Raw genomic sequence first — 22,258 nt, 5'->3', positions numbered from 1 at the left:
TCCCGGGCCGGTCGGGCGGGACGGTCAGGCGCAGACGCCCGGCAGGAGCGACGGGCTCGGCGACGGTTCGGGCGAGGTCTCGCCGTCCTTGCCGCCCCGCGTCCCGCCGTCCTCGCCGTCGACGCTGTCGCTGTCGCCGTCCTTGCCGTCCGCGCCGTCGTCGGTGCTGGCCGGCGACGCGACGTCGTCGTCGACCGCGGTGGCGCCCGACGGCGTGGCGCCGCCCGCGCCCTGGTCGGGCTCGGGCGTCCCGGGCGGGGCCTCGTCGGCGCGGATCCGTTCCCAGATCGCGTCGGCCTCCGACGTCCACTCGACCCGGCCGGGCTGGCTGACCGAGTCCACGACGGGCACCGAGGTGAACACGATGCGCGACGGGTCGAGGTCCCGGATGCTCCAGGCCAGGCCCGCGAGCGCCGTCGGGCTCGCCAGCTCGGGGTCGGTGGAGATGGAGCCGAGGATCTCGCGCACCATCCGGTACAGGCGGGGCGAGTCGGTGATGACGTTCTGCGACAGGATCTCGCGCATCGCGGCGTCGAAGAACGCCTGCTGCCGCTCGATGCGCTTGAGGTCGCTGCCCATCTCCAGGCCCATGCCCTCGCCCTTGCGGGCGCGCAGGAAGTTGATCGCCGTGTACCCGTCGAGCTTCTGCTTCCCCTCGGGCAGGTCGAGGTCCACGCGCCGTCCCTTGACCGGTTCCGGGAGGCACATCGTCACGCCGCCGATGGCGTCGACGACGCCGATCACGCCGGTCATCTGCACCACGACGTGGTCGGAGATCCGCACCCCGGTGAGCTCCTCGACGGTGCGGATGGTGCAGGCGGCCGCGCCGGTGACGTCCTTGTCGGGGCCGCCGCCGAGGGCGAACGCGGAGTTGAACATCGCGTTGGACTGCGGCGCGGTCTCGCCGCCGCCGGGGAGCTTGCAGGCCGGGATGTCGACGAGGGAGTCGCGGGGGATGGAGACCGCCTCGATGCGGCTGCGGTCGCCGGACAGGTGCACCAGCATCGTGGTGTCCGAGTGGAACTCGTCTCCCGCCCCCGCGATCTCGGCGTTGGCCTCGTCCCGGAAGTCCGTGCCCATCACGAGGATGTTGAGGTCCTTGCCGGCGAACGGGTCGCTGGGGTCCTGCTCGGCCGGGACCTCGGGCGGGCGGTCGTCGCCGGCGAGCAGGTCGTCGACGTCGGAGACGCCGATCTGGGAGCGCAGGTCGACGAACGACGCGACCGCGGTCGCCGCGACGAACGCCACCACCGCGGTGACGACGAGGGCGATCGTGCGAGCGACCCGGTGCGAGGCGAGGCTGGTCGCGTGCCGTGGCAGGGTCCGCACAGCGTGAGCCTAGGCCCTGAGCAGCGCGTTCGCGCGAGGGGTGCCCTGCGCAACCACAGGTTCACCCCCCGCGCGACGGGTCAGCCCCGGGCCGCGAGGGCGTCCGCGGCCAGGCCCGGCTGGTCGGCGAAGACGCCGTCGAGGCCGGTGTCGAGGAACACGTCGAGCTCGCCCGCCAGGTCGCCGCGCTCGGCGGGGTCCGCCGACGAGCGGTGCTCGGCCGGGAGGAACTGGTTCTCGGCGCGGAACGTCCAGGCGTAGGCCTCCATGCCGGCGCGGTGCACGTCGCGGACGACGCCGGTCGGCCGACCGAGGGTGCCGTCGGCCCTGCGCGGCACGACGACGTTCTTCTCCATGCTCACGATGTCGACGTAGCGGGCCAGGCCGCGCAGGCCCCGCGGCGTGACGAGGTCGGCGTAGGTCCGCGGGTCGCCGGCGGCCACCAGGTCGTACGGGGCCCCGCTCGCGGAGACGTTGAGCGCGAGGCGCACGTCGGTGCGCCGGTCCAGCTCGCGCAGGTTCGTCGTCTCGAACGACTGCACGACGACGGGCGCGCGGCGCGAGTCGAGGCCGTTCGCGGCGAGCTCGTGCACCAGGGGGTCGGTCAGCGGCAGCCCGATCGACGCGAAGTAGCTGGGGTGCTTGGTCTCCGGCGCCACGCCGACCGGCCGCCCGTCGCACGTCTCCGAGTGGCGGGCGAGGTCGAGCACCTCGTCCAGGGTGGGCACCTGGTACAGCCCGTCGTACGCCGTGTTGGCCGGGCGCAGCCCAGGCAGCCGCTCGACGGCGCGGAGCGTGCGCAGCTCCGCGAGCGTGAAGTCCTCGGTGAACCATCCGGTGACCTTCGTGCCGTCGATCGTCTTCGTGGTGCGGCGGTCGGCGAACTCGGGGTGCTCGGCGACGTCGGTGGTGCCGCCGATCTCGTTCTCGTGCCGGGCCACGAGGACGCCGTCCTTGGTCGGCACGACGTCGGGCTCGATGACGTCGGCGCACTGCACGATGGCCTGCTCGTAGGCGGCGAGCGTGTGCTCGGGCCGGTCGCCGGACGCGCCGCGGTGCCCGACGACGGCGACCCCGTCGTCCCGGGTGCGCTGCTTGTCCAGGTCGATGACGACCATCTCGGTGTCGTCCGGCGTCCCGGGGTTCCGGGCCGCGTTGCCGGGGTAGTTGTTGTCGTTGCCGATGAGGATGCGGCCGTCGCGCAGGCGCAGCACGGTCTCGAACGACTGCACGGGCAGCGCGTAGGTGTCGCCGAGGCCGTAGCCCTCCCCCGCGTCGATGCCGCGCGGGTTCTCCACGCGCAGCGCGTCGAGCACGAGCTCCTTGCGGACGTACCCGTCGCGGTCGGTCCTGCTGAGGTCGATCTCGTACACACGCTTGGTGACGGAGGCGGGGCCCTCGAGGTCGTCCCGCTCCACGACCCAGAACGAGTCCCTGCCGACGGCGAACGCGTCGCCGAGCACGTTGGCCTCCTGGTCGGCCTGGTAGTCCCAGGTGCGGCCGGTGTACGCGCCGCGGCGGGTGTCGAACTCGTGGATCACCCGACGGCGCTGGTCCGCGTCGCCGACCAGGGCGCCCTCGAGCACCGGGTACAGGTAGCGCCCGCCCTTGACCCCGGCCATCGCCTCGAAGCCGCGGCTGGCCCGCACGGTCGGCTCCTCGCCGTCGGCGAGGTACGGGTTCTGCGGCGACCGCAGCCCTCCCGGCAGCGGGTACGGCTTCTCCAGCAGCGTGCCCTCGGCGTCGAAGTGCAGCAGGAACGGGCCGAACTCCTCGCCCACCCACAGCGTGCCGTCGTCGGCCCGCACCACGGACTCGACGTCGAAGTCGGCGCCGGTGAGCAGCCGCTCGTCCGTGTCGCCGTGGACGATGTCGAAGTCCAGCACGCGGTTCTCGTCGTTGTAGGAGATGTGGTCGAGCACCTCGATGTCGCCCGTACCGCTGCCCCGGCCGCCGCCCGTGTCCCAGTCGGGCTTCACGAGGTAGTTGCGCAGCAGGAAGTCCGCGGAGTTGCCCTGGCTGCCGAACCCGTTGTCCGGCTGCGCCCAGAACGTGCCGTCGCCGTTGTCGACCATGGCCGAGAACCCGGGGATCACCTGACCGTCCCAGGGGCCCTGCCGGCCGTTGGCGGCGGAGGCCTGGGCGCCGGACGGCGGCCCGTCGGCGAGGAAGTCCGCGGACAGCGTCGCGCGCCCTTCGAGCGTCGGGACGAGGTGGGTCGTGACGGCGCCCGGTCGCCCGTGGCCGGGCGCCGCGTGGTTCGTGCCGCGGTCGCCGGGGCGCCCGTCCGCGAGGGCGGCGGTGCCGGCCGCGGTGGTGAGCGCGACCGCCGCGGCGGCGCCGGCCGCGACGAGGCGCAGGGCGCGAGCCTGGTTCGGTGAGCGAGTCATGGCCCGATCCCACCGGCGCTCCGCGACGGCCCGACGAACCCTGGATGAACGCCGGACGACGATCCCGTGGCACCTGAAGACCCGAGGCAATCCACTCGGTCACCCCCTCCCGAGCAATGCCTAGATCTGCTAGGTTCAGCATCCCTAGCAGATCTAGACATAGGAGCCCTCGGTGCGCTTCGACAAGGACCTGGTGGCGGCGTCCGCGACCCCGCTCGTGCTCGGCATCCTCGCCGAGGGCGAGTCGTACGGGTACGCCATCCTCAAGCGGGTCGCCGAGGTCTCCGGCGGCCGCATGCAGTGGACCGACGGGATGCTCTACCCCCTCCTGCACCGGCTCGAGCGCCTGGGTCTCGTCGTCGCGACCTGGGGCACCTCCGAGGCGGGCCGCCGCCGCAAGCACTACGCCCTCACCCCGGCCGGGCGGGACGCGCTGGCCGAGCGCCAGGAGCAGTGGGACGTCGTCGCCGACGTGCTGCAGCGCGTCTGGACGTCGGCGCAGCGGTCCGCCCAGCAGGCCGCGCAGCCGCCCGCCGGTCCCGCCGTCGCCGGGGGCTGGGCCTGATGGGCTCCCGCGAGCACCTCGAGGGGCAGATCGACCAGTGGCGCTCGTACGTGCAGCGCCATCGCGCCATCTCCCCCGCCGACGTGGACGAGATGGAGGACCACCTGCGCGGCCGGGTCGACGACCTCACCGCGACGGGGCTCGACGACGAGGAGGCGTTCCTCGTCGCGGTGCGCCGCATGGGCAACCTCGACGCGGTCTCGCGCGAGTTCGCGCGCGAGCACTCGGAGCGGCTGTGGAAGCAGCTCGTGCTCGTCCCGGACGGCCCGCCGCAGGAGTCCGGCCCCGCCTGGCGCGAGCTCGCCGTCGTCCTCGCCCTCGCCGTCGGGGCCGGCATCGCCGTGAAGATCGCGCTCGCCGCCTTCGACACGGACTCCGCGCTGCTGCGCAACGTCCCGCTCATGACGGCGCCGTTCCTCGCCGCGTACTTCGTGTGGAAGCGCCGCGTCGCGTGGCGCGTGGTCGCCGCGCTGCTGGTGCCCTACGCGCTGCTCGCCGTCGTGCTCAACGTCTACCCGTACGTCGAGACCGGGTCGACCGTGGTGCTCGCCGCGATCCACGCCCCCGTCGTGCTGTGGGCGCTGGTCGGCGTGGTCTACGTCGGCGGCCGGTGGCGCGACCAGGACCCGCGGATGGACTTCGCCCGCTTCACCGGCGAGCTCGTCGTGTACGTCACGCTGCTCGCGATCGGCGGCGGGGTGCTGCTCGGCCTCACGGCCGCGACGCTGAGCCTCGTCGGCGTGGACATCGAGCCCGCGATGGAGGGCTGGATCATGCCCTTCGCCGTGCCCGGCGCCGTCGTCGTGGCGGCCTGGCTCGTCGAGGCCAAGCAGGACGTCGTGGAGAACATCGCCCCGGTGCTCACCCGCGTCTTCACGCCGCTCACGACGGTGATGCTGCTGGTGACGCTCGTCGTGCTGCTCGGCGCCGGCGGGCTGGCGGACGTCGAGCGCGAGCTGCTCATCCTCATGGACGCGATCCTCGTGCTGGTGCTGTGCCTGCTGCTCTACTCCGTGTCGGCGCGCGACTCCCTCGCGCGCCCCGGCTGGTTCGACGGGCTCCAGCTCGCCCTCGTGACGTCGGCGCTCGCCGTCGACGCCGTCGCGCTCACCGCGATGCTCACCCGCATCGCCGAGTTCGGCCTCAGCCCCAACAAGGTCGCCGCGCTCGGGCTCAACCTGCTGCTCCTGGTGCACCTGGCCCGGTCCGGCCTGCTCCTGCTCGGCTTCCTGCGCGAGCGGCAGCCGTTCGGCGCGCTCGTGCGCTGGCAGACCCGCTTCCTGCCCGTCTACGCCGTGTGGGCGGCGCTCGTCGTGGTCGCCTTCGGCCCGGTCTTCGGCTTCGCCTAGGAGGGCCGCGCCCGTCAGGCCAGCTTGACCCAGCCGTCGCGGCGGAAGGCCGGGGTGGCGAAGGCGAGGACGGCGAGCGCGCAGGCGAGGGCGACGAGCATCACCCAGGACATCGCGACGGCGTCGCCGCCGAGCACGCCCACCAGCGGGGAGACGACGCCGGCGACGCCGGACTGCACGGCGCCGATGACGGCGGCGGCCGTGCCGGCGCGCTCGCCGTGCCGGGACAGCGCGATGGCCGAGGCGTTGGCGGGGATGAGTCCCTGGAAGGCGAGCACGACCCACAGCACCGCGAGGAGGCCGATCAGCCCCCCGGCCCCGGTGAGGGCCACGACCAGCAGGCCGACCGCGACGACGCCCTGGATCGCGAGCGCGGCGCGCAGCAGCCGGATGGGCGCGACGCGGCGCACGAGGGCGGCGTTCACCTGCGCGGACAGCACCAGGCCCAGGCCGTTGACGGCGAACAGCACGGAGAACTGCCCGTGGCTGAGGCCGTAGCCCTCCTGGAAGATGAACGGCGAGCCGACGACGTAGCTCATCAGCACGGCCTGCCCGAGGCCGGGGATGACGGCGAGCGCCATGAACTGCCTGTCCCGCACCAGCGTCCGGTAGCCCGCGAACACGCTGCGCGTCCCGCCGGTCTGCCGGCGCGCCGCGGGCAGCGTCTCCGGCATGAACCGCCACACGACGACGCCCATCACGACGCCCGCGAGCGCGAGGAAGCCGAAGACCCAGCGCCAGCCGGCCGCGGCGGCGACGGCGGAGCCGAAGGTGGGCGCCAGCATGGGCGCGACGCCGATGACGAGCATGAGGCGCGACAGGATGCGCGCGGCCTCGGCGCCGACGAACCGGTCGCGCAGGACCGCCATGGCCGCGACGCCGCAGGCGGCGTTGAAGAAGCCCTGCATGAGGCGCAGCGCGACGAGGATCGTCATGGTGGGCGCGAAGGCGCACAGCACGGACGTCACGACGTGCATGACCAGGCCCCACAGGAGCGGCGCCCGCCGGCCGAACCGGTCGGACAGCGGCCCGATCGTGAGCTGGCCCAGGGCGCCGCCGATGAGCATCACCGAGACGGACAGCTGCGCGAACGACGCCGTGGAGCCGAGGTCCGCCGCCACCTCGGGCAGCGAGGGCAGGTACATGTCGACGGTGAACGCCGGCAGCGCCGCGAGGGCGCCGAGCATGATGACCCAACGGTACGGAGAGCGGGCGCGCGGAAGTCTCGCGGAGTCGTCGGGCATGGTCGCCATCGTATCGAATCGTTACGACCGCGCCCAGGATGATTCGCCCGGTCGCCCGGACGACTGTCGGTGGGATGCGTCACGATGGACCCATGTGCGGCCGCTACGCGTCCTTCCGCGACGCCCAGGACATCGCCGACGACCTCGCCGTCGCCGAGATCGCGGAGGACGCGCGCCTCCTGCCCCCGTCGTGGAACGTCGCGCCGACCGACGCCGTGCGCATCGTCGTCGAGCGCCCGCGGCGGCTCGAGGGCGGCCAGACGGGGGAGATCACCCGCTCGCTGCGCCTGGCGCGCTGGGGCCTCGTCCCCTCGTGGGCGAAGGACCCGTCGATCGGCGCGCGCATGATCAACGCGCGCACCGAGACCCTCCTCGACAAGGCCGCGTTCGCCAAGCCCCTCGGCGTCCGGCGCTGCCTGCTGCCGGCCGACGGCTACTACGAGTGGCGCAAGCTCGAGCTGCCGCCCGGCGCCCCGGCGAAGGCCAAGGTCCCCAAGCAGCCGTACTGGATCCACCCCGACGACGGCGGCGTGGCCGCGCTGGCGGGGCTGTACGAGTTCTGGCGGGACCGGACCAAGGCCGACGACGACCCCGACCGCTGGCTCGTCTCCGCGACCGTGATCACCACGGCGGCGTCGCAGGACCTGGAGCGCATCCACGACCGCATGCCCGTGGTGCTGCCCCGGGCGTCGTGGGACGCCTGGCTCGACCCGGCCGTCGGCGCCGAGCAGGCGATGGGCATCGTCACGGGGCCGCAGGTCGGGATGGCCACACGGCCCGTCGGCGCCGCCGTGGGGTCGGTGCAGAACAACCGGCCGTCGCTCATCGACGTCGACCCCGACCCGAAGGACCCGGACGTCGTCGCCGTCGGTCGCGGCTGACGGGAGCGCTCGTCAGCCGCCGGTGTACGCGCGCTGGAGCCGCACCGGCGTGATCTCGCCGATGCCCTGCACCTCCTGCGGCGGCTGCGCCGTCAGGGCGTAGCGCGACGACGAGGCCAGCAGCGACGCGGTGTGGGGGTCCACGAGCACCGTGGCGGGCTCCGCGAGCTCGGTGATGCGGGAGGCGAGGTTCACGTCGGAGCCGAACACGTCGCCGAAGCGCGACAGCACCCGCCCCCACACGAACCCGACACGCACCGGGATCTCCGGGTCGGTCGCGTGCGGCGCGGCCAGCCCGAGCGCCACCTCGGCGCCCGTGGTGACGTCGTCGGCCACGAACAGCACCGCGTCACCGATGGTCTTGACCACGCGCCCGCCGGCCTCCGTGATGACGTCCCTGGCCCGGGACTCGAAGAGCTGCACGAACTCCGACAGCTCCTGCGAGCCGAGGCCTGCGGTGCGCTTGGTGAACGACACGATGTCGGCGAAGCCGACCGCGCGCGGCAGCGGCAGCTCGTCGCCGGGCGCCTCCTGGGCGCCGCGGCGGGCACCGCCGAACTCGGTGGCGAGCCGGCCGGTGAGCGCGGCCAGCTGGCGACGCCAGGCGTGCTCGAGCTGCCGGGACAGCTGCGTGGTGAGGTCGGGCACGCGGTCGATGGCGGCGAGCCGCGCGCTCACGTCGTCCAGGCCGTCGCGGCGGCTGAGGTGCTCGACGAAGGCCTCCACCTGCCACAGCGCCAGGCGGTCCGTGGTGTGCCCGAGGGAGCGGATGAGCGTCATCTGCGCCTGCTCGTCCAGCCGCTCCGCGTCGACGAGCTGGCCGATGTCCCGGAGCGCCCGCATGTCCGCGTCGGTGAACCCCACCTCGTCGGGGTGGGTGACCGGCAGCCCCAGCCAGCGCCAGTAGTTCTCGATGAACTCCTGCGACAGCCCGGTGCCCTCCACGAGGTCCGACAGGGTGTACCGGCGCGGCCCACCGAGGATCTCCTCGTCCAGGCGCGCCGCGGTGTCCCCCGCCCGCCGGGCGTCGTCGTCCGTCGGCAGGCCGGGTCCCGTCGTGGTGTCGCTCGTCACGCCCCCACTGTAGTCAGCGCGGGCTGTGCCCCGGCTGGGAGCGGCGCAGGTGGTGCACGTCGCCCGCCGTGACCGTGCGCTCGCCGCCCGTCGTCGCCAGGACGAGGCCGCCGTCCGCGTCCACCCGCAGCGCCTCGCCCTCCACGACGTCGCGCCCTCCGGCCAGCTCCGCGCGCACGGCGGTGCCGAGCGTCGCCGACCGCGCCGCGTACTCCTCGGCCAGGCCCGCCTGCACGGGGTCGCCCCCGGCACGCTCCAGCCGGGCGACGGCGGCCGTGAGCGCGCGCACGAGCGTGCCGAGCAGCGCGCCGCGGTCCGGACGCACCCCGGCGAGCGCCAGCGAGGTGGCCGTCGGCACCGGCAGCTCCGCGGGCGCCTGGTCGACGTTCAGCCCGACGCCGACGACGACGGCCGGCCCCGGGGCGGCGTCCCCCGGCACGACCTCGGCCAGGATGCCCGACACCTTGCGCCACGGGCCCAGGCCGGGCGCGTCGTCGGCGGCGGGCAGCAGGACGTCGTTGGGCCACTTCAGCGCGGCGCCGGGCACGCCGGCGGCGTCGACGGCGCCCACGACGGCGAGGCCCGCGAGCAGCGGCAGCCAGCCGAGCCGGTCCGGGGCGAGGCGCGGCCGCAGCAGCACCGAGACGGTGAGGGCCGCGCGCGGCGGCGTCTGCCAGGAACGGCCCGCGCGCCCCCGTCCCGCCGCCTGGTGCTCGGCGACGAGCGCCGCGGGCGCGGGCCACTCCCCCGGCGTCCGCCGCGCCGCCGCCACGAGGTCCGCGTTCGTGGACCCGGAGACGTCCACGACCTCGAGGCGCGCGAGGGGGCCGGCGGGGACGACCAGGTCGCGGCGCAGGGCGGGGACGTCGAGCGGGGGGCGATCCATGCTCCGATCCTTCACCATGCCGGCGTGGTGCAGGAACGATGCGGGCTCGACGCCGGCCCGACCGCCGATTGTGGGGTCCCTCCAAAGAACCGCGGCTTGTCGCAGCCTGTCGCGCATCGATGCGTGGCAACCCACCAACTAGGGTCGGTCGGGTGAACGACGCCACCCCTGCGACCGGGCCCGCGACCGACCTCGAGCCGACCGCCCTCACCGGTACCGCCGCCAAGCTCGCCGACCTGGAGCGCCGTCGGGCCGAGGCCGTGACCGACGCCGAGGAGAAGGCGAAGGCCCGGCAGCACCCGCGGGGCAAGAAGACGGCCCGCGAGCGCATCGAGGCGCTGCTCGACGAGGGCAGCTTCGTCGAGCTGGACGCGCTGGCCAAGCACCGCAGCCGCAACTTCGGGCTCGACCGGCGGCGGATCGCCGGCGACGGGGTCGTGACCGGCCACGGCACGATCGACGGGCGCCAGGTGTGCGTGTTCAGCCAGGACTTCACGGTCTTCGGCGGGTCGCTCGGCGAGGTGCACGGCGAGAAGATCGCCAAGGTCCAGGACTTCGCGCTGCGCACGGGCGTGCCGATCATCGGCATCTCGGACGGCGGGGGCGCGCGCATCCAGGAGGGCGTGGCGGCCCTGACGCAGTTCGCGGAGATGTTCCGGCGCAACGTGGCCGCCTCGGGCGTCATCCCGCAGATCTCGCTCATCCTCGGCCCCAGCGCGGGCGGCGCCGTCTACTCCCCCGCCCTGACGGACTTCATCGTCATGGCCGACGGCACGTCGAACATGTTCATCACCGGCCCGGACGTCATCCGCACGGTGACCGGTGAGGACGTCGACTTCGAGACGCTCGGCGGCGGCCGCACGCACAACGCGACGTCGGGCGTGGCGCACTACCTCGGCGCCGACGAGGACGACGCGATCGACTACGTGCGCCATCTCGTCGGCTACCTGCCGCAGAACAACCTGGGCGACGCGCCCTCCTTCCCGCCGGAGGACGAGACGCCGCTGGAGGTCACCGAGGACGACGAGGCGCTGGACGTCATCGTCCCCGACAGCGACAACCAGCCCTACGACATGCGCGCCGTCGTCGAGGCGGTGCTCGACCCCGACTCGTTCCTCGAGGTGCAGCCGCTCTTCGCGCAGAACGTGCTCATCGGCTTCGGGCACGTCGAGGGCCAGTCGGTGGGCATCATCGCCAACCAGCCGCTGTCCATGGCCGGCACGCTCGACATCGACGCCGCCGAGAAGGCGGCACGGTTCGTGCGCACGTGCGACGCGTTCAACCTGCCCGTGCTGACGTTCGTCGACGTCCCCGGCTTCCTGCCCGGCGTCGGCCAGGAGCACCAGGGCATCATCCGCCGCGGCGCCAAGCTCATCTACGCGTACGCCGAGGCGACGGTGCCGCTGGTCACCGTCATCACGCGCAAGGCGTACGGCGGCGCGTACATCGTCATGGGCTCCAAGCAGCTCGGCGCGGACGTCAACCTCGCCTGGCCGACGGCGCAGGTCGCGGTCATGGGCGCGTCCGGCGCGGTGAACATCCTGCAGCGCTCGGCGCTCAAGGAGGTCGCGGAGTCGGGCGGCGACGTCGAGGCGGAGCGGCAGCGCCTCACCGACGAGTACACCGAGGCGATCGTCAACCCGTGGGACGCGGCCGAGCGCGGCTACGTCGACGCGGTGATCCGGCCGTCGGAGACGCGCGTGCAGGTGGTGCGTGCGCTGCGCGCGCTGCGCACCAAGCGCGCGAGCCTGCCGCCCAAGAAGCACGGCAACATCCCGCTGTGACCCGACCGACGACCCGCTGGGGGACAATCGTCCGATGAGCCACGAGGACGCCACGCACGGACCCGCCCCGCTGGGGTCGGTCGACCCGGAGCCGATGCACCGCGCCGTCGACGCGCTGGCCGCCGCGCTGCACGAGTACGTGCAGACCGCCGTCGGCGTGCGCGCCGAGTTCGGCGCCTCCGAGGCGGACGAGGACCCGCGGGTGCTCGCGCTGGAAAACCGCGTGGGCCAGCTCAACGCCGCCGTCTTCGACGCGCTGCACGACGGCCTTGGCATGCACCCCGACCTCACGAGCTCGGTGTGGGAGGGCGACGACGAGGAGCCGGAGCACGTGCACGACGCCCCGGAGGGCGCCGTTCCGGCCGAGGTGTTCTACCTCGGCTTCGTCGTGGCCGACCCGGCGGCGGGCTCGCCCGGCACGCTGGACGGCGTCGTCGAGCTGCTGGACGTGGCCGGCGGCGACGTCGCGCAGCGCCTGTTCGACGGCGGCTACGAGGTCGCGGAGTGGGCGACGTCCCGCGGGGCCGCCGTGGAGTTCGGCGACGACGACCTCGACGACGAGCTGACGGACGAGGACGAGGACGGCGACGACCCGCTCGGGGGTGCGCGATGACCGGGGCGACGCACGGCGGGGCGACGAGCAGCGTCCGCGTGGTGCGCGGGCGTCCCGACGACGTCGAGGTCGCCGCCCTGGTGGCGGGGATCGCGGCGGTCGCGTCGGCGAGCGGCCTGCCCGACGACGAGGCGCCCGTCGAGGAGTGGACCAACCGCGCCCGCACGGTGCGCGGGAACGGCGCCGGCGTCACGGCGAAGAGCTTCGGCGGCCGGTGGGGCCGGCACAACGCGGACGCGTGGCGCTGGAGCCTGCACTCGTGAGCGTCGTCTGGCAGCAGGTCGACAGCGCCGACGAGGTCGACGCGCCGCTGGAGGAGCTGCCCGCTCCGGCGCGCCCGGGCTGGCTGCGGCGCTGGCTGTGGGCGCCGGCCCTCGTGGTGTCCGCGGGTCTCTACGTGCTGCGGCGCACGATCGAGGACCCCTCCGGCGAGCTCGAGCTGTGGCTGTTCATGGGCATGCTCGCGGCGCTCATGGTCACGGCCGTCGCCGCCCTGGTGCGGTACCGGGACGACCAGCGCCGGTCCACCGAGGGGCGTGACGCCGAGGCCTTCGGCGCCGACGCGCGGTCGGCCACGGGGTCGGTCTCCGTGAACGAGCGCCGCACCAGCTCCGGCCTGCTGCTCAGCGGGGTCGTGTCGTTCCCCACGGACGACGGCACCGCGGACCACGCCTTCTCGTACCTGGTGCGTCGTGACGAGGAGGAGGCGTACCCGCCGCCGCGCGACGGCGACCCGGTCGCCGTCTGGTGGGCGCCGGGCACCGAGACCGTGGTGGCGCGGTACCACCGCGGGTGGGCCGACGCCGTGCGGCGCCGCACCCGCGGGCGCTGAGGGTCAGAGCGCGGCCCGGCCCGCCGCGAACAGCCGGCACGCGTGCGCGGCCGTGCGCTCCAGCTCGGCCACCGCGTCGCGCGACAGCTCGGCGAGCGTGCGCGGCCCCGGCGCGAGGGAGAACGCCGCCGCGATCCCGGCATCGCCGACCTGGGCGGGGCTGAGCTCCACGCCGCCCGCCACGACGACGACGGCCGCGCGGCCGGCCACGAGCCGCACCACGGTGTCCACGACCTTGCCGTGCAGCGACTGCTCGTCGAGGCGGCCCTCGCCGGTGAGCACGAGGTCCGCCCCCTCGAGCGCGTCCGCCAGCCCCACCGCAGCGGCGACGAGCTCCCCGCCCGGCACGAGCTCGGCGCCGAGCGCGGCGGACAGCCCCACCGGCAGGCCGCCGGAGGCCCCGGCACCGGGCAGGTCGCGGGCGTCGTGACCGGTCGCTGCGGCGAGCGCGTCGGCCAGGTGGGCGAGACCGTCGTCGAGCACCGCCACGTCCTGCGGCGTCGCCCCCTTCTGCGGGCCGAAGACGGCCGCCGCGCCGCGCGGCCCGAGCAGCGGGTTGTCGACGTCGCAGGCGATGCGCCAGCGCAGCGACCGGGCCCGGGCGTCGAGGCCGGTGAGGTCGATGCGCGCGAGGGACCGCAGCCCTCCGCCGCCGGGCGGCACGGGAGACCCGTCCGCGTCGACCAGCACCGCCCCGAGGGCCGCCAGCACGCCGGCGCCGCCGTCGGTCGTCGCGGAGCCGCCGACGAACAGCACGACCTCCTCGGCGCCTGGGGCCGCGTCCAGCCCGGCCAGGACGACCGTCCCGACGCCGTGGCTGGTCGCGTCCAGCGGGCGCAGCGCCACGTCCGACACCTTCGGCAGCCCGTAGGCCTCGGCCGCCTCGACCGCGAGGGTGCGGCCGTCGGGCGAGACGCCGTAGCGCGCCGTGGTCGGCCGGCCCAGCGCGTCGGTCGTGGCGCAGGTGCGCGGCTCCTCGCCCCACGCCCCGAGGATCGCGTCGAGCGTGCCCTCCCCGCCGTCGGCGAACGGCACGGCGCGCACGTCGGCCTCGGCGCCCAGAGCGGCGCGGGCCCCGGCGGCGAGCGCCTCGGCCACCTCGGTCGCGGTGGCGCTGCCCTTGAACGAGTCGGGCGCGACCACGACGCGCAGCGGCGGGAGGGTGTCGGCGGTGTTCTTCACGTCTTCGTGCACGAGGCCCGAGGCTAGCCGAGCCCTCGCGCCGGGCGCGTCGTCGTCTCGCGTGCCCGGCGGGCGAGCACCGGGGCACCCGGCGAGGATCGACGCACGGACGTCCGACGTCCGGGCACCGCGGACGGAGGCACTCTCATGGGCATCGGAACGGGCATCTTCCTCATCGTCGTGGGCGCCATCCTCGCGTTCGCCATCGCGCCGGACACGTGGGAGGTCGTCAACCTGAACATCGTGGGCTACATCTGCATGGGTGCCGGCGTCCTCGCACTGATCCTGGGGCTCGTGTACAACCGGCAGCGTGCGCACACCAGCCACACGGTCGAGCGGTACGACGACCGACGCCCGCCCCCGCCGGCCTGACCGGTCCGGCGGTGTCGGGGCGGCATCAGGGCGGCATCGGGGCGGCATCGGGGCGGCACGGCGCGCGGGCTAGGCTGCGATGGTGACTCAGCCCACCGTCCCGGCCGCCCCCCGCACCGCTTCCGCGATCGACGCCGTCGCCGACGCGTACGTCGCCCGGTCCGCCGAGCTCGACCCGCTGCTCGCCACCGCGATCGGGCTGCCTGGCCACGACCACCGCATGACCGACCTGTCCCCCGCCGGGCACGAGGCGCGGGCGGACTCCGACCGCGCCCTCCTGCGCGAGCTGGACGTGGCGGAGCGCGACGGCGGGCCGCTCGACGACGTCGACCGCGTGACCCTGGCGGCGATGCGCGAGCGCGTGGGGCTCGCGCTCGAGCTGCACGACGCGGACGAGCCGCTGGCGAGCCTCAACAACATCGAGTCGCCGGTGCAGCAGCTGCGCGACGTCTTCGACCTCATGCCCACGGGCTCGGTCGAGGCGTGGGAGAACGTGGCCGCCCGCCTCAACGCCGTCCCCGACGCGATCGACGGCTATGTCGCGTCGCTCACGGAGGCGGCACGACGCGGCCAGGTCGCCGCGATCCGGCAGGTGCGCGAGGGGGTGTCCCAGTCCCGCGAGCTCGCCGGTCTCAACGGCGCCGCGTCGTTCTTCGACGGCCTCGTGCGGAGCGACGACGCCGCGGCCGTCCTGGACGAGTCGGCGGCGTGCAGCCTCGTGCGCGCCGAGCTGGAGCGTGGCGCGACCGCCGCCCGCGAGGCCTACGCCCGGCTCGCCGAGTTCCTCGAGCGCGACCTCGCCCCGCAGGCGCCGGAGCGCGACGCCGTGGGCCGCGACCGCTACGCGCGGTTCTCCCGCGAGTTCCTGGGCGCCGAGGTCGACCTCGACGAGACGTACGCGTGGGGCCTGGACGAGCTGGCCCGCATCGTGGCCGAGCAGGAGTCCGTGGCCCGCGAGATCGCCGGCCCCGGCGCGAGCGTCGAGGACGCGGTGGCCGCGCTCGACGCCGACCCGGCGCGCACCCTGCACGGCACGGACGCCCTGCGTCGCTGGATGCAGGAGACGGCGGACGCCGCCATCGAGGACCTCGCCGGCACGCACTTCGACATCGAGGGCCCGGTGCGCACCATCGAGTGCCGCATCGCGCCGACCCAGACCGGCGGCATCTACTACACGCCGCCGAGCGACGACTTCTCCCGGCCGGGTCGCATGTGGTGGTCGGTGCCCGCCGACGTCACGGAGTTCAACACCTGGCGCGAGAAGACGACGGTGTACCACGAGGGCGTCCCGGGCCACCACCTGCAGTGCGCGGCCGCCGTCGTCGCGCGCGACACCCTCAACTCGTGGCGCCGCCTCATGTGCTGGGTCTCCGGTCACGGCGAGGGCTGGGCGTTGTACGCGGAGCGGCTCATGGCGGACCTCGGCCACCTCGACGACCCGGGCGACCGGTTCGGCATGCTCGACGCGCAGCGCATGCGCGCCGCCCGCGTGGTGCTCGACATCGGCGTGCACCTCGGCAAGAGGGCCCCCGATCAGTGGGGCGGCGGCGCTGGGCCCGATGGCCGATGGGACGCGGAGAAGGCGTGGCCGTTCCTCAAGGCCAACGTCAACATGCCGGAGTCGTTCGTGCGGTTCGAGCTCAACCGCTACCTGGGCTGGCCGGGCCAGGCGCCGTCGTACAAGGTGGGCCAGCGGCTGTGGGAGCAGGCGCGCGACGACGCCCGGACGGCGGCGCAGGCCCGCGGCGAGGAGTTCGACCTGCGGGAGTTCCACGCGCGGGCGCTCAGCCTCGGCTCGGTCGGCCTGGACGTGCTGACCGGCGCCCTGCGCGACGCCCGCTGACGCGGCGCGCCCCGCCCGTCCCGCACCTGATCTGGCATGGAAGGCATCCTCACCGGCTTCGCGATCATCGGCGTGGTCATCGGCGTCGGGTACGTCGCGGCGCGCCTGCGCCTCGGCGGGCCCGACGCCCGGACGGCGCTCAACCGCATCGGGTTCTTCGTCGCCAGCCCTGCGCTGCTGTTCACCGTCATCGCCGACGCCGACGTCGGGGAGCTCTTCCAGGCGCCGCTGCTGGTGCAGGCGATCGCCGCGGTGACCGTGGCGGCGGCGTTCGTCGCGGTGAACCTGCTGTGGCTGCGCCGGCCCGCCTCGGAGGCGACGATCGGCGCCGTCTCGGCCGGCTACGTGAACGCCAACAACATCGGCCTGCCCGTGGCCGTGTACGTGCTGGGCGACCCGGCCGCGGTCGTGCCGGTGCTCCTGCTGCAGCTGCTGATCCTCGCCCCCGTGACGCTGCTGGTGCTCGACGCGCAGACGTCGGGCCGGGTGTCCGTGGGGTTCGTGCTGGCGCAGCCGGTCCGCAACCCGATCATCCTCGGCTCGCTGGCGGGCGCCGTCGTCTCGCTGACGGGGTGGAGCGTCCCGGCGCCCGTGCTCGCGCCGCTGGAGATCCTCGGCGGCGCGGCCGTACCGATGATCCTGCTCGCGTTCGGGATGTCGCTGCACGGTTCCCGCCCGTTCCAGCAGCCGGGCGGGCGGACGGCCGTCGTCGTGGCGTCGGTGCTCAAGGCGGCGGTCATGCCGGCGGTCGCGTTCGTCCTCGCGCGGTACGCGTTCGGGCTGGACCCCGCGCAGGTGGCGACGGCGGTCACGCTCGCCGCCCTGCCCGTGGCCCAGAACGTGTACAACTACGCCGCCCGGTTCCGCACCGGCGAGCTGCTCGCGCGCGACACGATCCTGGTCACCACCGTGGCGTCGCCGGTCGTCCTGGTGGTCTCGTCGCTGCTGCTGCACACCGGCTGACTCGTTAGGGTGCGCACGTGCCTGCCTCCGCCGCGCCCGTGCGCCTCGTCCTCGCCTCCCGGTCCCCCGCCCGCCTGACCACCCTGGCGGCAGCCGGCGTCACGCCGCGGGTCGTCGTCTCCGACGTCGACGAGCCCGCCGTGCTCGACGCCGCGCGCGCCGGGTTCGGCGCCGACCTCGAGCCCGCCGACGCCGTCCTCGTGCTGGCCCAGGCCAAGGCGGAGGACGTCAGCGCCCGCCTCGAGGACGGCGACGACGAGGCGTCGGCCCTCGTGCTCGGGTGCGACTCGATGCTCGAGCTGGACGGCGAGATCCTCGGCAAGCCCGCCGACGCCGACGACGCCCGCCGTCGCTGGCGTGCGATGCGCGGGCGGGCGGCCGTGCTGCACACGGGCCACTGGCTCGTGGACGCCCGCGACCCCGAGGACGGCGGCACCGGCGGCACGCTCGGCGCCTCCTCGTCGACGACCGTGCACTTCGCCGACGTCGACGACGAGGAGATCGACGCCTACGTCGCGACGGGCGAGCCCCTGCACGTGGCGGGCGCTTTCACGATCGACGGGCTCGGCGGCCCGTACGTCGACCGGATCGAGGGCGACCACCACGGTGTCGTCGGGCTGAGCCTGCCGCTGCTGCGGGAGCTGCTCGGCGAGCTGGAGATCCCCTGGCGCTCGCTCCGCGACCCGCGCTGAGGCCGCGGGGCACACTGTCGAAACCACCAACTCCGAGCGCGCCGGACACCGCCTGACCCCCGGGTCCATGTGGGATCCCTCCAAACGGCTCGGAGCCGCGTTGGTACCCGGCACAGACTTCGGCGGCGGGGCCGGGCGGGTGCCGGAGGACGGCGGCGCACGCGTTACCGTGAGCCGTGCCCACCATCAGCAAGGTGCTCGTCGCGAACCGCGGCGAGATCGCCGTCCGCATCGCCCGTGCCTGCACCGACGCCGGGATCGCCTCCGTCGCCGTCTACGCCGACTCCGACCGCGACGCGCTGCACGTGCGGCTCGCCGACGAGGCGTTCGCGCTGCAGGGCCAGCGTGCCGCGGACACCTACCTCGACGTCGAGAAGCTGCTCGACGTCGCGCGCCGCTCCGGCGCGGACGCGGTGCACCCCGGCTACGGCTTCCTGTCGGAGAACGCGCAGTTCGCGCAGGCGGTGCTCGACGCCGGCCTCGTGTGGATCGGCCCTCCGCCCGCGGCCATCGAGTCGCTCGGCGACAAGGTCAGCGCGCGGCACATCGCCCAGGCGGCCGGTGCCCCGCTGGTCCCCGGCACCCCCGACCCGGTGCACGGCGCGGACGAGGTGCACGCTTTCGCCGCCGAGCACGGGCTGCCGATCGCGATCAAGGCGGCGTTCGGCGGCGGCGGCCGCGGGCTCAAGGTCGCCCGCACGGCGGACGAGATCGACGAGCTGTACGAGTCCGCGGTGCGGGAGGCGGTCGCCGCGTTCGGCCGCGGCGAGTGCTTCGTGGAGCGGTACCTCGACCGGCCGCGGCACGTCGAGACGCAGTGCCTGGCCGACCAGCACGGCAACGTCGTGGTGGTCTCCACCCGCGACTGCTCGCTGCAGCGCCGCCACCAGAAGCTCGTCGAGGAGGCGCCCGCGCCGTTCCTCACCCCGGAGCAGGAGGCCGAGCTGGACCGCGCGTCGCGGGCCATCCTCACCGAGGCCGGCTACGTGGGCGCCGGCACGTGCGAGTTCCTGGTCGGCACCGACGGCACCCTGTCCTTCCTCGAGGTCAACACCCGCCTCCAGGTGGAGCACCCCGTGACCGAGGAGGTCACGGGCATCGACCTGGTGCGCGAGCAGCTGCGCATCGCCGCCGGCGAGCCGCTGGGCTACGACTCCACCACGCCACGCGGCCACTCGTTCGAGTTCCGCATCAACGGCGAGGACCCGGCGGCGGGCTTCCTGCCCTCCCCCGGCACCGTGACCACGCTGCGCTGGCCGTCCGGCCCGGGCGTGCGCGTCGACACGGGCGTCGTCGAGGGCGACACCGTCTCCGGCGCCTTCGACTCGATGATCGCGAAGCTGATCGTCACGGGAGCCACCCGCGAGCAGGCCGCCCAGCGCGCCCGCCGCGCCCTGCGCGAGCTCGAGGTCGCGGGCATCCCGACCGTCGTGCCGTTCCACCGCGCCGTCATGGAGGCGGAGGACTTCGTCCCGACCGACGGCTCGGCGTTCCGCGTGCACACCCGCTGGATCGAGACGGACTTCGCGGACGAGCTCGGCCGCCTCGCCCCTGCCGCCCCCGCCCCGACGCCCGACGCCGAGGAGCCGGTCGAGGAGCTCGCCGAGCGCGTCGTCGTCGAGGTCGGCGGCCGTCGCCTCGAGGTCGTCCTGCCCGCCGGGCTCGGCGTGGCCGCCGGGCGCGCGCGCCGCGCGAACGCCGCCCGCCGTCCCGCCCGCCGCGGCAACGGCCGCGCGTCCTCCGCCGCGAGCGGCGCGACCCTCGCATCGCCCATGCAGGGCACGATCGTCAAGGTGGCCGTGCAGGACGGCGCCCAGGTGGCCGAGGGCGACCTCGTCGTCGTGCTCGAGGCCATGAAGATGGAGCAGCCGCTCCTGGCGCACAAGGCCGGCACCGTGCGATCGCTGTCCGCCGCCCCCGGCGACGGCGTCACCGCCGGCGCCGCCATCTGCGAGATCGTCGACTAGCGCCGGCCGGCCGGCCGACGATGCGCACGGCCGGCCGGCGCGGATCGGACCGTCTGGCCGGGGTTCACCCATGGCCCCCGGCTCGTACGCGGCGAACGACATCCCGCCACCCCGGCACGGCGCGACAGCCTCGCCCTCGTCGCAGGTTTCCACAGATCTTGACGACGGTCTAGAACAGGTGTTCGAACGCCGCTAGGCTGGGGGCATGACGACGACGCTCCCCGACCCCGTGACCGGCACCGACGCCGGTGCGGCGGGTGGCGTCGGCGACCGGGTGAGCTCGGTGGTGGACCTTGGGGCGGCGGCGGCCCGGCTCGCCGCGATGCCCCGGTCGTGGGCCCCGTCGATCAGCGAGCTGCTCGAGGAAGAGTCACGACGCGAGGACCGTCCGCCAGCGACCGACACCGCACCACCCGTACCCGCGTCAGCACCCGTTCCCGCAGCCGCAGCCGCACCCGCACCCGTACCTGTGCCCGCACCCGCACCCGTGCCTGCGGGCCGCCCGGCCTTGGCCGACCTGGACCGGGTGCTGGACCAGCTCACCGCCAACGATGCCCAGATCGCGACCCTGCACGCCGAGCGCGCCGTCCTTCTCTCCCGCACGCTCCGCCTGGCCGAGGCCTTGGAGGCCGACCTGCTCGACCCCGACGACCCCACCACCCGCCGCGCACCGTCGGCCCGCCGCCTCGAGCTCGCCCACCGCGCCGTCACCGCCGAGGTCGCCACCACCCTCCGCATCGGGGAACACGCCGCCGGCACCCTGACCGACCACGCCCACACCCTCACCACCAAGGCCCCCGCGACCCTCGCCGCACTGCACGAAGGCCGCCTGTCCTGGGGGCACGCCACCGCGATCACCAAGCACGTCGCCGACCTCGACCCCGACCAGGCAGCCCACGTCGAACACACCGTCCTGGCCGCCGTGACCAGCTCAAACGATCCTGATACCGGCGCGAGCACGGTCACCTGCACCCCCGCGCAGATCGCCAGGCGCGCACGCCGAGCCCGCGAGACCGCCCACCCCACCCCCGCCGACGTCCGCCACACCGACGCCACCCGGCACCGCGCCGTCTGGCTCGACGACGGACACGACGGCATGGCCTGGCTGTCCGCCCACCTTCCCGCACCCCTCGCCCACGCCGCCTACGACCGCCTCACCCGCACCGCCCAACACCTCACCAGCACCACCGCGAGCATGAGCAACGGCACCAGCGGGAGCATGAGCAACGCCACCAGCGCGAGCGGCACCGGTGAGCACCGCACCCTCTCCCAAGCCCGCGCCGACACCCTCGCCGCCCTCCTCCTGGACGACGGCACCCTCGACGTCGCGGCGGTGCCCGGCCCTGGCCCGCGGCACACGCGACAGGACACTCGTCCGCACCCTGACCAGCACGGGGGCCAGCCCGGCGGGCGGCGCGGCGCGCCACACGAGGCATCGCCGGAGGATCAGGACGCGGACGCGGCCCCTGCCGAGCACACGGCAACCGGCACCACCGACGACCGGCTGTTTGCCCAGCACCACACCCTGGCAGCTCTCGCCCGCTCCATCCGGCCGCAGGTCACCGTCACCGTCCCGGTCCTGACCCTGCTCGGCCTCACCGACGCCCCCGCCACCATGAACGGCCACGTCCCCGTCGACCCGGACACGGCCCGACAGCTCACCGCCCTCGCACCCTCACTACGACGGATCCTCACCGACCCCGAGACCGGCACCGTCTTGTCCGTCGGACGCACCACCTACACCGTGCCGGCCGACCTCAAAGCCCTCGTCCGCACACGCGACACCACCTGCCGCTTCCCCGGCTGCACCCACCCCGCCACCCGCGCCGACCTCGACCACACCCAGGCATGGGCCAACGGCGGCGCCACCAGCGCCACCAACCTGGCCATGCTCTGCCGCCGCCACCACGTGATCAAGCACCAGTCGACCTGGCACGTCAGACAGGTCGACACCACCGGGGCCACCCACCGACCCACCGGCTGGGGCGGCACCCTCCAATGGACCTCCCCCACCGGACGCCGACACGTCACCCGAGCCGAACCCGTGGAGACCACCCGACATCGCGTCACGCCCACGGGCCCCGAGATCCCCGAGATCCCCGAGATCCCCGAGATCCCCGACCACACACCACCGAAGTCGGGCCCCGTGGTGGGCGGCGGTGAGCGCGGAGTGAACGACCGGACCGAGGGCCCATCTGACGCGTCGCCGAACGACCCGCCCTTCTGACACGGCCGTGCCGACGGCCTCGTGCCGACGGCCTCGTGCAGACAGCCTCGTGCAGACAACCTCGT

Annotated in this window: 19 protein-coding genes; 13 read left to right on the top strand and 6 right to left on the bottom strand. The window is 74.6% G+C overall.

Going from position 1 to position 22,258, the window contains the following annotated elements:
* Positions 1-24 precede the first annotated feature (24 nt).
* On the bottom strand, positions 25-1,329 hold the full coding sequence (locus ACH436_RS12395; RefSeq protein ID WP_430560483.1) for an LCP family protein: 1,305 nt from the start codon (positions 1,327-1,329) through the stop codon (positions 25-27).
* A gap of 80 nt (positions 1,330-1,409) precedes the next feature.
* On the bottom strand, positions 1,410-3,719 hold the full coding sequence (locus ACH436_RS12390; protein ID WP_430560482.1) for an esterase-like activity of phytase family protein: 2,310 nt from the start codon (positions 3,717-3,719) through the stop codon (positions 1,410-1,412).
* 172 nt (positions 3,720-3,891) lie between these two features.
* On the opposite strand from ACH436_RS12390, the gene ACH436_RS12385 reads away from it, so the two are divergent.
* On the top strand, positions 3,892-4,284 hold the full coding sequence (locus ACH436_RS12385; protein ID WP_430560481.1) for a PadR family transcriptional regulator: 393 nt from the start codon (positions 3,892-3,894) through the stop codon (positions 4,282-4,284).
* On the top strand, positions 4,284-5,633 hold the full coding sequence (locus ACH436_RS12380; protein ID WP_430560480.1) for a permease prefix domain 1-containing protein: 1,350 nt from the start codon (positions 4,284-4,286) through the stop codon (positions 5,631-5,633). Before ACH436_RS12385 ends, ACH436_RS12380 begins: the two co-directional genes overlap by 1 nt.
* Before the next feature lie 14 nt (positions 5,634-5,647).
* Here ACH436_RS12380 and ACH436_RS12375 read toward each other — a convergent pair whose 3' ends face one another.
* Positions 5,648-6,877: a multidrug effflux MFS transporter gene (locus tag ACH436_RS12375; RefSeq protein ID WP_430560479.1), complete on the bottom strand. Its 1,230-nt coding sequence runs from the start codon at positions 6,875-6,877 to the stop codon at positions 5,648-5,650.
* A gap of 92 nt (positions 6,878-6,969) precedes the next feature.
* Between ACH436_RS12375 and ACH436_RS12370 the strand changes: the two genes are divergently transcribed.
* On the top strand, positions 6,970-7,758 hold the full coding sequence (locus ACH436_RS12370; RefSeq protein ID WP_430560478.1) for an SOS response-associated peptidase: 789 nt from the start codon (positions 6,970-6,972) through the stop codon (positions 7,756-7,758).
* A 12-nt stretch (positions 7,759-7,770) separates the two neighbouring features.
* On the opposite strand, the gene ACH436_RS12365 is transcribed toward ACH436_RS12370, so the two are convergent.
* On the bottom strand, positions 7,771-8,832 hold the full coding sequence (locus tag ACH436_RS12365; RefSeq protein ID WP_430560477.1) for an adenylate/guanylate cyclase domain-containing protein: 1,062 nt from the start codon (positions 8,830-8,832) through the stop codon (positions 7,771-7,773).
* Positions 8,833-8,845: 13 nt separating this feature from the next.
* Positions 8,846-9,718, bottom strand: coding sequence for a biotin--[acetyl-CoA-carboxylase] ligase (locus tag ACH436_RS12360; RefSeq protein WP_430560476.1), 873 nt, complete (start codon positions 9,716-9,718; stop codon positions 8,846-8,848).
* A 119-nt stretch (positions 9,719-9,837) separates the two neighbouring features.
* Between ACH436_RS12360 and ACH436_RS12355 the strand changes: the two genes are divergently transcribed.
* From ACH436_RS12355 to ACH436_RS12340, 4 genes are read left to right on the top strand one after another with little or no spacing between them, the layout of a single operon-like run.
* On the top strand, positions 9,838-11,502 hold the full coding sequence (locus tag ACH436_RS12355; RefSeq protein WP_430560475.1) for an acyl-CoA carboxylase subunit beta: 1,665 nt from the start codon (positions 9,838-9,840) through the stop codon (positions 11,500-11,502).
* A gap of 34 nt (positions 11,503-11,536) precedes the next feature.
* The gene (locus ACH436_RS12350) at positions 11,537-12,115 is read left to right on the top strand and encodes a hypothetical protein (protein ID WP_430560474.1); all 579 of its coding nucleotides are present in this window, start codon (positions 11,537-11,539) and stop codon (positions 12,113-12,115) included.
* A complete protein-coding gene (locus ACH436_RS12345) occupies positions 12,112-12,378 on the top strand; it encodes an acyl-CoA carboxylase subunit epsilon (protein WP_430560473.1) in 267 nt (88 codons plus the stop codon). Before ACH436_RS12350 ends, ACH436_RS12345 begins: the two co-directional genes overlap by 4 nt.
* Positions 12,375-12,947, top strand: coding sequence for a hypothetical protein (locus ACH436_RS12340; RefSeq protein WP_430560472.1), 573 nt, complete (start codon positions 12,375-12,377; stop codon positions 12,945-12,947). The genes ACH436_RS12345 and ACH436_RS12340 overlap by 4 nt, the downstream gene beginning before the upstream one ends.
* A 3-nt stretch (positions 12,948-12,950) precedes the next feature.
* On the opposite strand, the gene ACH436_RS12335 is transcribed toward ACH436_RS12340, so the two are convergent.
* Positions 12,951-14,141, bottom strand: a complete 1,191-nt coding sequence (locus tag ACH436_RS12335) for a glycerate kinase (RefSeq protein WP_430560471.1) — start codon at positions 14,139-14,141, stop codon at positions 12,951-12,953.
* A gap of 135 nt (positions 14,142-14,276) precedes the next feature.
* On the opposite strand from ACH436_RS12335, the gene ACH436_RS12330 reads away from it, so the two are divergent.
* The 6 genes from ACH436_RS12330 to ACH436_RS12305 all read left to right on the top strand — a co-directional run bounded on the left by ACH436_RS12330 (position 14,277) and on the right by ACH436_RS12305 (position 22,193).
* Entirely contained in the window at positions 14,277-14,501 is a 225-nt protein-coding gene (locus ACH436_RS12330) for a DUF6458 family protein (protein WP_430560470.1), read from the top strand.
* Between the two features lie 79 nt (positions 14,502-14,580).
* Entirely contained in the window at positions 14,581-16,344 is a 1,764-nt protein-coding gene (locus ACH436_RS12325) for a DUF885 domain-containing protein (RefSeq protein WP_430560469.1), read from the top strand.
* A 36-nt stretch (positions 16,345-16,380) separates the two neighbouring features.
* Entirely contained in the window at positions 16,381-17,307 is a 927-nt protein-coding gene (locus tag ACH436_RS12320) for an AEC family transporter (protein WP_430560468.1), read from the top strand.
* A 17-nt stretch (positions 17,308-17,324) separates the two neighbouring features.
* The gene (locus ACH436_RS12315; protein WP_430560467.1) at positions 17,325-17,999 is read left to right on the top strand and encodes a Maf family protein; all 675 of its coding nucleotides are present in this window, start codon (positions 17,325-17,327) and stop codon (positions 17,997-17,999) included.
* Between the two features lie 185 nt (positions 18,000-18,184).
* On the top strand, positions 18,185-19,966 hold the full coding sequence (locus tag ACH436_RS12310) for an acetyl/propionyl/methylcrotonyl-CoA carboxylase subunit alpha (protein WP_430560537.1): 1,782 nt from the start codon (positions 18,185-18,187) through the stop codon (positions 19,964-19,966).
* A gap of 205 nt (positions 19,967-20,171) precedes the next feature.
* Positions 20,172-22,193: a DUF222 domain-containing protein gene (locus ACH436_RS12305; protein WP_430560466.1), complete on the top strand. Its 2,022-nt coding sequence runs from the start codon at positions 20,172-20,174 to the stop codon at positions 22,191-22,193.
* Positions 22,194-22,258: the final 65 nt, after the last annotated feature.

Source organism: Isoptericola sp. NPDC019693 (assembly GCF_044389085.1).
Taxonomy (GTDB): Bacteria; Actinomycetota; Actinomycetes; order Actinomycetales; family Cellulomonadaceae; genus Isoptericola.
The sequence above is the reverse complement of the archived record's forward strand: the minus strand, read 5'-3'. Positions and strand labels throughout refer to the sequence as shown.